Raw genomic sequence first — 8,343 nt, 5'->3', positions numbered from 1 at the left:
CCTGGCGGGCGAACCGCTGGTGCTGCGGGCGGCCGGCGGCCGGGGCGGCGGCGGCACGCAGCTGACCGACCGCGCCCGCCGCCTGATCGCGACCTTCCGCGCGCTGGAAGCCGAACACCGCAAGTTCATGGAAAACCTGACGCGCGCCGGCCTGGACGCCAGCGGCGACATCGACCTCATGAGGCGCTTCATGCTTAAAACCTCCGCACGCAACCGGCTGATGGGCACCGTCATCGGCATCACGCCGGGCGCGGTCAACGACGAAATCCGCCTGCGCATCGCCGGCGGCCAGACGCTCACCGCCACCATCACCCGCGAAAGCACCCAGGAACTGGGCCTGGCCGACGGCAAGGAAGCCATCGCCCTGATCAAGGCATCCTCGGTGATCGTGGGCGTGCCCGGCAAGGGCCTGCGCCTGTCTGCCCGCAACCAGCTGCCAGGCGCCGTCTCGGCCGTGCGCCCCGGCGCGGTGAACAGCGAGATCCTGATCCAGCTCGACGGCGGCGCCACGGTGGCCGCCATCGTCACCAACGAAAGCGCGCAGGAACTGGACCTGAAACAGGGTTCGCCGGCCGTGGCCATCTTCAAGGCCTCGAACGTGATCCTGGGCGTGCTGGACTAAGCGGTCCCGCACAGGCCGGGAAGCGTTCCGCACAGGCCGGGAACCGGCCCGCGGCGGTCTCGCGCCGGCGGGCAAGCGGCAATCAATCAGACGGCGATCCGGTCGCCGTCACAATCCCACGTCTTCATCCCGGCGGCGCACGCGGCCGTCGCGCAGCTCGAACACCTCGTCGGCCAGCGCCTCGACGTCGGCCGGATCGTGCGTGATCAGCAGCATCGGCACGTCCAGCCTGCGCTGCAGCGCGTCCAATTCCTGCCGCATCTTGCCGCGCAGCTGCGAGTCCAGCGCCGAGAACGGCTCATCCAGCAGCAGAATGTCGGGTTCCAACATCAGCGCCCGCGCCAACGCCACGCGCTGCTTCTGGCCGCCCGATATCTCGCTCGGATAGCTGCCCACGATGGCGCCCAGCTCGAAGGCGTCGACCCAGCGCCGCGCCTGCTCGCTGACCTGCTTGCGCGGCGGATTGCGCCAGCCGCGCCGCATGCCGAAAGCGATGTTCTGCGCCACCGTCAGGTGCGGGAACAGCGCATAGTCCTGGAACAGATAGGCCACGCGGCGCGACTGCGGCGGCAGGCAGACGCCTTGCGCCGAATCGAACAGGGCGCGGCCGTTGATGTCGATGCGGCCGGCGTCCGGCCGCAGCAGGCCGGCCACGGCCCGCAGGGTCAGGCTCTTGCCGGCGCCGGACGGGCCGAACAGCGCGATGCGCTTGGACTTGGACGTGACATCCACGTCCAGCGCGAAATGCCGGTCGCCGGACACCATGCGCTTCTGGATCTGTATGGCGACGCTCATCGTGCCCCCGAATCACGCCGGCCGGACACCGGCACCAGCCGGCCCGCCAGCAGCAGGACCACCACGCAGGTCACGGACGTGACCAGCACCAGCAGGTTGGCGGTGGCGTCGTCGCCCGCCTGCACCGCCTCGTAGATGGCGACCGACAGCGTCTGGGTGCGGCCCGGCAGGTTGCCGGCGATCATCAGCGTGGCGCCGAATTCGCCCAGCGCCCGCGCGAAGGCCAGCAGCACGCCGGCGGCGATGCCGCGCGCGGCCAGCGGCAGCGTCACGCGGAAGAACACCCCCGCCTCGCACACGCCCAGCACCCGCGCCGCGTTCTCCAGCTGCGCATCGACGTTTTCGAACGCCGCGCGGGCCGACTTGAACACCAGCGGAAACGCCACCACGGCGGCGGCGATGACGGCGCCCTGCCAGGTGAACACCAGTTCGATGCCCCAGCCGGCCAGCGTCTCGCCCAGCACGCCGCGACGGCCCAGCAGCACCAGCAGGTAGTAGCCCAGCACCGTGGGCGGCAGCACCAGCGGCAGCGTCAGCAACGCGTCCAGCAGGTCGCGGCCCCGCCAGCGCCAGCGCGACAGGCCATAGGCGGCGGCGGTGCCGGCCACCGCGGCCAATAAGGTGGCCCACCCCGCCACTTTCAAGGAAAGCAGCAGGGGCACCCAGACAGAATCACTCATCGACGCATGCGCTCAGGCGGAATCAGGGCTTCTGGAAGCCGTAGCGCGACAGTATCTCCTGGCCGGCGGGCGAAAGCACGTAGGCCACGAAGCTCTGGGCTTCCTTGGCGGCGGCTTCGCGCGCGGTCACGGCGATGGGATAGGTGACGGGCGTCTGCGACGGCACGCGCACGGCGACCTTGACCTTGTCGGCCATGATGGCGGCGTCGGTGGCGAACACGAAGCCGGCGTCGACCTCGCCGCGCGACACATAGTCCAGGCTCTGGCGCACGTTCTGCGCCAGCACGCTCTTGGCCTGCACGGCATCCCACAGGCCGGCGGCCTGCAGCGCGCCCTGCGTGTAGCGGCCCACCGGCACCGAGGCCGGATTGCCGTAGGCGATGCGCTTGATGTCGTCGCGCGTCAGGTCCTTCAATGCGGTGATGTTGGCGCGGCTGTCGGTCGGGACGATCAGCACGACCTGGTTGGCGGCGAAGTCCACGCGCGAGGCGGGCTTGACGGCCTTTTCCTCGACCGCCTTGTCCATGGCCTTCTGGTCGGCCGAGGCGAACACGTCGGCCGGCGCGCCCTTGACGATCTGCTGCAGCAGCACGTCGGAGGCGCCGAAGTTCAGGACCACCTTGGTGCCGGCATGCTCTTTTTCATAGGCGGCGGCCACGTCCTTGAACGCGTTGGTCAGGCTGGCGGCGGCGGACACGACCAGCTCACCGGCGCTGGCGTTGGCGCCCCACAGGGTGGCCAGCGCAAAGGCGGCGGCCAGGGTCGGGCGCAGGTTCGGACGTTTGACGGACATCTTGCTCTCCAGAGCGATCGGGTTGTCTATTGGTCACGAAATATATATAGGTATATAGCGAACGTCAATTTAGACCCTGTAGCGACTTGAGGCATGTCAAACAAGGGAAAAAGCGCCGCGCGTCAGCCCCGGTCGACGACCGTGACGCGGACCGAGGCCGGCGCCAGCGCGGCGCGCAGGCTGTCCAGCGCGCGCTCGGGCCGGGCCGCGCCGCACATGAACACATCCAGCGCCGCGTAGCCGTGCTCCGGCCAGGTGTGGATGCTGATATGGGACTCGCTGAGCATGACCACGCCGGTCACGCCCGCTCCTTCCCCGAAATGATGGAAATGCGCGCTCAGCACGCGCGCGCCGGCGGCGTCGGCGGCCGCCAGCAACTGGCGCTCCAGCGCGGCGGCGTCGGTCAGGCCGGCGGCGGCCACGCCGTGGAAATCGGCCAGCACATGGCGGCCTGGCGTGGCGTGGACCGTCACTTGTGCGACCCGCTGGACCAGCCGGTGCTGGAGGAACTGCCGCCCCAGGTGCTGCCGCTGGTGCCCGTGCCGCCGAAGCGCGCGCCCGGCGCGCTGGCGCCGGTGGTGGCCAGCACCACGATCACGGCATAGACGGTGTAGATGAACTTGCCCATCGTCTTATTCGCCCCTGCCGGAAAGCTTGTCCGCCAGCTTGGCCGGCAGCCACAGGAAGGCCAGCCCGATCAGCGACGGCAGCAGCCGGCCTTCAAGGATGTTGTCGAAATTCAGGAAAGCCAGGACGATGGTCGCGATCCAGGCCCAGCCGGCGTAGGCGCCGGACTTGCCCCCGCCGACCGACGACTTCAGCGTCGCCAGCTCCGGCCGCTTGAACCATTCGGCCAGTTGCGCCGCCGACACCGGCGAGGACGCGGACCAGCCCAGCTCGGCCTCGCCCTGCTCGCGCGTCAGCTTGAAATTGCCGGTCTGGTAATCGGTGATCTGGGTGCTGTCGCCGACCTTGACGCGCCAGTTGAACGCGCCCAGCGCCAGATCCACCCGCGAGGTGTAGTCGTACAGCTTGCGGTATTGGCGCGACTGCCAGCGCACGTTGGACGCATTGACCAGGCTGGGCCAGGTATCGCAGACCTTGACGCGCTCCCAGCCATCATCGGTCTCGACCAGCCACAGGAAGCCCTTGGCCGGGTTGAACATCAGGTATTCGATCCACTGCGACGGTTCCTCGGGATCCGGGTCCGCGCATCTCATCAGGCCGATCAGGCTGTAGTCGGCGCCGTCGATGCTGGCCGTCTCGCCCAGCGCCAGCGTGGTCTTGATGGACTTGAGTTTGCGCGCCTTCTCGATGACCTCGGCCTTCTCGCCGGCGCAATCCACGGTCGAACCACAAGACGGGCACACCACCTGGGTGGCCATCGCCGCCACGAAGCTGATGGAGCCGCCGCAATTGGGGCAGTCCAGCGCCTTGATCTGGCCGCGGAAACGGCCCGCCGTCTCGCGCACCTGATCGGCGTTGCGCAGCGAGGCGGCCTGCATGTCGGACAGCGCGAACGCGCGGCCGATGTACAGCTCGGGATCGGGCCCGTCGGAATAGTCCAGCGTCAGGAAGGCGTCCAGGCTGCGGAAGTCGGCCACCTTGGCCTGCCAGCCGCCATCGGCCACGAAGGGCAGCTCGCCCTGCGTGCCGCCGGCCGCGCAGGTGCGGATGTCGGAGGCCACGTAGTTCTGGCCGTCCAGCTTGAAGAAGAAGCCGGGCTTGATCTGGTCAAAGGCCGGCATCTCCCTGGCCGTCTTGGCGCGCCGCCGCCGCGTCACCGCGTACTGGCCGGACGCATCGGACAGCCAGCCGTCCGAGCCGTCCTCGAACCACAGATACCACTCGTTCCAGAAACCGTCGTCGTAGCGCATCTGGATGCGGCCGACCACGTCGAAGCGCTTGTTCTCGTACTTGCCGGCCGCGCCCAGGCAGATCGGCGAGTAGTCCTCCAGCACCTCGGCCGCCTCGCCGATGCGGCGCACCGAGGCGGCATCCTTGAGCAGCGTGCTGCGGCAGGCGCCGCAAACCGCCATGACGGAGGCGGCGGACGTGAACGAGACGGGAGCGCCGCACTGCGGGCACAGGACCTGCTGCATGGGATCGGAGGATGCTCTGGTGCGGTCTGGGATCAGCTGGTGAGTTTCTTGAGCACGTCGGCCTTGGCCGCGTCATAGTCGGCCGCGGTGATCAGGCCCTTGTCGAGCAGGTCCTTGAGCTGCTGCAGCTTCTGCACCGGATCGACGACGGCCGGCGCCGGCTGCGCGGCAGGCTGGGCGGCCTGTCCGGCCGCCGCCGCGCCCAGCCCCTGCGCCATGGTCTGGCCCAGCGCCGCGCCCGCGGCCAGGCCGGCGCCGATGCCGGCGATGCCGCCTTCGTTCTGCGCCGCCATCGGAATGGCCGTGGCCGTCTGGTACTGGGTGAACTTGGCCAGGTCGCCGGCCATGCCCATGGAGATCCGCGTGTCCAGCGCCTTCTGCAGTTCTTCGGGCAGCGACACGTTCTCGACGGTGAAGTTGTCCAGCTTGACGCCGTAGCGCTCGAAGGTCGGCGCCAACTGCTCGCTGATGCTCTGCGACATCAGGCCCTGGTTGCCGGCCATGTCCAGGAACGGCACCTTGGAGCCGCCCAGCGCCGTGGTCATGGCGGCGACCACCATGTTGCGCAGCTGCAATTCCAGGTCGTCCACCGTGTACACGTCGCGCGTGCCGCTGATTTCGCGGTAGAAGATGCCGGGGTCGGCGATCTGGTACGAGTACACGCCGAAGGCGCGCAGGCGCACCATGCCGAACTCGCTGTCGCGCAGCGTCACCGGCTGGGCCGTGCCCCAGCGCCGGCCCAGCTGCAGGCGCGTGCTGAAGAAGATCACGTCGGACTTGAAGGGCGACTCGAACAGCTTGTCCCAGTTCTTCAGGTACGTCAGGATCGGCAGCGTCTGCGTGGTCAGCTTGTACATGCCGGGGCCGAACACGTCGGCCACCTTGCCTTCGTTGACGAACACCGCCATCTGCGACTCGCGCACCGTCAGGCTGGCGCCGTACTGGATTTCGAAATCCTGCATCGGATGGCGCCAGGCGAGCACGCCGTCGCGATCCTCGTTCCACTGCAGGATGTCGATAAATTGCTTGCGGATAAATGAACCGAGACTCATGGCCAGTCCTCCTGTTGCTATTCCGGTGCCGCGCCCGATCAGGTCAGGCAGGCGGCGTTGACGATGCCCGCCGCCAGCGAGACGGCGCCCATCAGCCCGCCCATGGCGACGTTGTTTTCCTGGATGGCGTCATTCATGCCGCGCACGCATTGCGCCACCGCCACGTAGACCACGATCTGCACGACCAGCGCGGCCAGGCCCCAGACCAGGAACATGGTGAAGCTGGCATGGACGGCGATGCTGGAGCAGAGCGTGAGCGAAAAACCCACCAGCGCGCCGCCGTAGGACATCGCCGCGGCGATGTTGCCTTCGCGGATCAGGTCGAATTCCTTGTAGCGCGTCACGCCGGTGTAGATCACCGTGAACAGCCCCAGCATGACAAGCGCCGAGGCGATGTAGATCAGATAGGTCACTGCAGGATGCATGGTTGCTCCTCCCCAATTGCGCGAAGTATATACGGCGCCTTCGATATACTCCGAGTGCATTTTTCCTGTCGGATCCTCCATGCGCGATCGCGTCCTCATCCTGTCGGTCCTCATCGTCGCCTCCTGCGGCCTGGGCTACGAACTCATCAGCAGCGCGCTCGCCAGCTATTTGCTGGGCGATTCGATCCTGCAGTTCTCCTCGGTCATCGGCTGCTATCTGTTCGCCATGGGCATCGGCTCGTGGTTGTCAAAATATGTAAAAGATGAAGACGTTCTGAATCGCTTCATCGACGTGGAGCTGCTGGTCGCGCTGCTGGGCGGCGTGTCGGCCGCCGTGCTGTTCCTGGTGTTCGCCTGGCTGGCGGCGCCGTTCCGCGCCGCGCTCTACGTGGGCGTGTTCGTCATCGGCCTGATGGTGGGCATGGAGATCCCGCTGGTGATGCGCGTGTTCAATCAGCGCAAGGCCGAGTTCCGCGAAATCGTCAGCCGCGTGCTGACCTTCGACTACCTGGGCGCGCTGGCCGTGTCGCTGGTCTTTCCGCTGCTGCTGGCGCCCAAGCTGGGCCTGCTGCGCACCAGCTTCCTGTTCGGCATGCTGAACGCCGGCGTGGCGCTGTGGACCACCTGGCTGTTCCGCGCCGAAGTGCGCCGGCCGGCCGAGCGCGCGGTGCGCGGCGGCGTGGTGCTGGGCCTGTTGACGCTGGGCTTCGTCTATTCCGGCCACATGACGGCCTGGGCCGAGAAAGGCCTGTACGGCGACGACGTGGTCCACGCCGAGACCACGCCCTACCAGCGCCTGGTGGTCACGCGCTGGCACGACGACCTGCGCCTGTACATCAACGGCAACCTGCAATTCTCCTCGCGCGACGAGCACCGCTACCACGAGGCCCTGGTGCATCCCGGCCTGCTGGCCCTGCCCTGGGCCCGCAACGTGCTGGTGCTGGGCGGCGGCGACGGGCTGGCGGTGCGCGAGATCCTCAAGCACCCGAACGTCGAACACGTCACGCTGGTGGACCTGGACCCGGCCATGACGGGCCTGTTCTCGCGCTCCGAGCCGCTGGTCAAGCTGAACCAGGGCGCGCTCAAGGATCCGCGCGTCACCGTCATCAACGACGACGCCGGCCGCTGGCTGGAAAGCCATGCCGAGGTCTACGACTACATCGTGGTCGACTTCCCCGACCCGTCCAACTTCGGCCTGGGCCGGCTGTACTCGGTGCCGGTCTACCATCTGATGGCGCGCCACCTGGCCGAGAACGGCTACATGGTGATCCAGTCCACCTCGCCGTACTTCGCGCCGCGCTCGTTCTGGAGCGTGGACGCCACGCTCAAGGAAGCCGGCCTGCACACCTGGCCCTACCATGCCTACGTGCCGTCCTTCGGCGACTGGGGCTTCATCCTGGCCGGCAAGCGCCGCGACTACACGCCCCCGGAAAAGGTCACCGTGCCCGCGCGCTACCTGGACCCGGCCACGCTGCGCGAGCTGTTCCACTTCCCCGCCGACATGCCCGCGCTGGCCATGCCGCCGAACCGCCTGAACGAACAGTCCCTCGTGCGCTACTTCGACGAAGACTGGCGCAAGGTCATCCGCTGATGCAGCGCCGCGCGTTCCTGCTGGGCGCGACCGCCGCGGCCGCCGTCGCCGGCGGCGCCGGCTACCTGCGCGCGCGCATCGTTGAAACGCCGGCCCAGGTCCGCTATCCCGGCATGCAGGCCGGCCATGCGCTGCGCGACGGCGCCGCGCTGCCCGAGCCCACGGACGCGCGCGCCTGCGGCGTGGCCATCCTGGGTTCCGGCGTCGCCGGCCTGTCCTGCGCCTGGAAGCTGGCGCGCGAGGGCCATGCCGATTTCGTCGTGGTCGCGGGGCCCGAATACGC

Annotated in this window: 11 protein-coding genes; 3 read left to right on the top strand and 8 right to left on the bottom strand. The window is 68.3% G+C overall.

Annotated features, from left to right (window positions below; all coding sequences use genetic code 11):
- The coding region (locus KDH83_RS27810) for a TOBE domain-containing protein (RefSeq protein ID WP_212321661.1) at positions 1–622 on the top strand (622 nt) is incomplete at its 5' end.
- Positions 623–730: 108 nt separating this feature from the next.
- Here the strand turns inward: KDH83_RS27810 and KDH83_RS27805 are convergent.
- From KDH83_RS27805 to KDH83_RS27770, 8 genes are all read right to left on the bottom strand, one after another.
- Positions 731–1,417: an ATP-binding cassette domain-containing protein gene (locus tag KDH83_RS27805; protein ID WP_212321660.1), complete on the bottom strand. Its 687-nt coding sequence runs from the start codon at positions 1,415–1,417 to the stop codon at positions 731–733.
- Positions 1,414–2,097, bottom strand: coding sequence for a molybdate ABC transporter permease subunit (gene modB, locus KDH83_RS27800; RefSeq protein ID WP_212321659.1), 684 nt, complete (start codon positions 2,095–2,097; stop codon positions 1,414–1,416). The genes KDH83_RS27805 and modB overlap by 4 nt, the downstream gene beginning before the upstream one ends.
- Positions 2,098–2,119: 22 nt before the next feature.
- Complete coding sequence (gene modA / locus KDH83_RS27795) at positions 2,120–2,890, bottom strand: molybdate ABC transporter substrate-binding protein (RefSeq protein ID WP_212321656.1); 771 nt, start codon at positions 2,888–2,890, stop codon at positions 2,120–2,122.
- Positions 2,891–3,012: 122 nt separating this feature from the next.
- Entirely contained in the window at positions 3,013–3,363 is a 351-nt protein-coding gene (speD, locus tag KDH83_RS27790) for an adenosylmethionine decarboxylase (RefSeq protein WP_212321655.1), read from the bottom strand.
- Positions 3,360–3,518: a hypothetical protein gene (locus KDH83_RS27785; protein ID WP_212321653.1), complete on the bottom strand. Its 159-nt coding sequence runs from the start codon at positions 3,516–3,518 to the stop codon at positions 3,360–3,362. Before KDH83_RS27785 ends, speD begins: the two co-directional genes overlap by 4 nt.
- Positions 3,519–3,522: 4 nt before the next feature.
- Positions 3,523–4,992: a DUF4178 domain-containing protein gene (locus KDH83_RS27780; protein ID WP_212321651.1), complete on the bottom strand. Its 1,470-nt coding sequence runs from the start codon at positions 4,990–4,992 to the stop codon at positions 3,523–3,525.
- A 32-nt stretch (positions 4,993–5,024) separates the two neighbouring features.
- Positions 5,025–6,044 (bottom strand): SPFH domain-containing protein, encoded by a 1,020-nt coding sequence (locus tag KDH83_RS27775; protein WP_212321649.1) that lies wholly within the window; start codon positions 6,042–6,044, stop codon positions 5,025–5,027.
- Positions 6,045–6,082: 38 nt separating this feature from the next.
- Positions 6,083–6,469: a DUF350 domain-containing protein gene (locus KDH83_RS27770; RefSeq protein WP_103273682.1), complete on the bottom strand. Its 387-nt coding sequence runs from the start codon at positions 6,467–6,469 to the stop codon at positions 6,083–6,085.
- Between the two features lie 79 nt (positions 6,470–6,548).
- On the opposite strand from KDH83_RS27770, the gene KDH83_RS27765 reads away from it, so the two are divergent.
- Both KDH83_RS27765 and KDH83_RS27760 read left to right on the top strand, forming a co-directional pair.
- Complete coding sequence (locus tag KDH83_RS27765; protein ID WP_212321647.1) at positions 6,549–8,060, top strand: polyamine aminopropyltransferase; 1,512 nt, start codon at positions 6,549–6,551, stop codon at positions 8,058–8,060.
- Positions 8,060–8,343: NAD(P)-binding protein (locus KDH83_RS27760; RefSeq protein WP_249205400.1), on the top strand; the 284-nt coding region annotated here is incomplete at its 3' end. The genes KDH83_RS27765 and KDH83_RS27760, both read left to right, overlap by 1 nt.

This window comes from Achromobacter sp. Marseille-Q0513 (assembly GCF_018195695.1).
Lineage (GTDB): Bacteria > Pseudomonadota > Gammaproteobacteria > Burkholderiales > Burkholderiaceae_B > Achromobacter.
The sequence above is the reverse complement of the archived record's forward strand: the minus strand, read 5'-3'. Positions and strand labels throughout refer to the sequence as shown.